The organism is Pseudomonas sp. ES4 (genome assembly GCF_050586665.1).
Taxonomy (GTDB): Bacteria; Pseudomonadota; Gammaproteobacteria; order Pseudomonadales; family Pseudomonadaceae; genus Aquipseudomonas; species Aquipseudomonas frederiksbergensis.
The window spans coordinates 1-1,211 of sequence record NZ_JBOBDO010000057.1 but is presented as its reverse complement, the minus strand read 5'-3'; the positions used below and the strand labels follow the sequence as shown (position 1 = coordinate 1,211).

The following is a 1,211-nucleotide window of genomic DNA, read 5'->3' as shown; positions in this document are numbered from 1 at the left end:
ACACCCCGATGCCAGCAATCCTGATGATTCGAAGACTCTATCGGCGGACAATCTGGTAACGCTGACGGCGACCAAGACCGATGGCGACGGCGACAGTGCCCAGGCGACCCTCAACATCGGACAGAACCTGGTGTTCAAGGACGACGGGCCGAGCATCAGCACCACCGGCACGGAGCCGACGCTGACAGTGGACGAGACGGTGCTGGCGACCAACGCCACCCAGAACTTTGCCGCCAACTTCAGTTCGGCGTTTGGCGCTGATGGCGCCGGCACGCTGACCTATGCGCTGGGCGTGGTGGTCGGTGCGTCGGGGCTAACCGACACGGCCACTGGCCAGGCGGTGAACCTGTCGCTCAACGGCGGCGTGGTGCAAGGCCGCACGGCCACCAGCAACGATCTGGTATTCACGGTGAGCGTCGCCGCCAATGGTGACGTCACGCTCGACCAGATCCGCGCCGTGGTGCATCCCGACACCACTAATCCCGATGATTCGAAGACGTTGACCGCTGACAATCTGGTAACGCTGACGGCAACCAAGACCGATGGCGACGGCGACAGTGCCCAGGCGACCCTCAACATCGGGCAGAACCTGGTGTTCAAGGACGACGGGCCGAGCATCAGCACCACCGGTGCGGAGCCGACGTTGACGGTGGACGAGACGGTGCTGGCGACTAACGCCACCCAGAGCTTTGCCGCCAACTTCAGCTCGGCGTTTGGTGCTGATGGCGCGGGCACACTGACCTATGTGCTGGGCGTGGTAGCCGGTGCCTCGGGGCTGACCGACACGGCCACTGGTCAAGCGGTGAATCTGTCGCTCAACGGCACAGTGGTGGAAGGTCGCACCGCCACGAGCAATGAGCTGGTGTTCACAGTGAGCGTCGCCGCCAATGGTGACGTCACGCTCGACCAGATCCGCGCCGTGGTGCATCCCGACACCACCAATCCCGATGATTCGAAGACGTTGACCGCTGACAATCTGGTAACGCTGACGGCAACCAAGACCGATGGCGACGGCGACAGTGCCCAGGCGACCCTCAACATCGGACAAAACCTGGTGTTCAAGGACGATGGGCCGAGCATCAACACCACCGGCACGGAGCCGACGTTGACAGTGGACGAGACGGTGCTGGCGACCAACGCCACCCAGAACTTTGCCGCCAACTTCAGCTCGGCGTTTGGCGCTGATGGCGCCGGCACACTGACCTATGCGC

1 protein-coding gene is annotated in these 1,211 nt (G+C 63.3%); it reads left to right on the top strand.

What is annotated here, in order from left to right:
* The coding region (locus ACQ4OB_RS27810) for a DUF5801 repeats-in-toxin domain-containing protein (protein WP_430956868.1) at nucleotides 1-1,211 on the top strand (1,211 nt) is incomplete at both ends.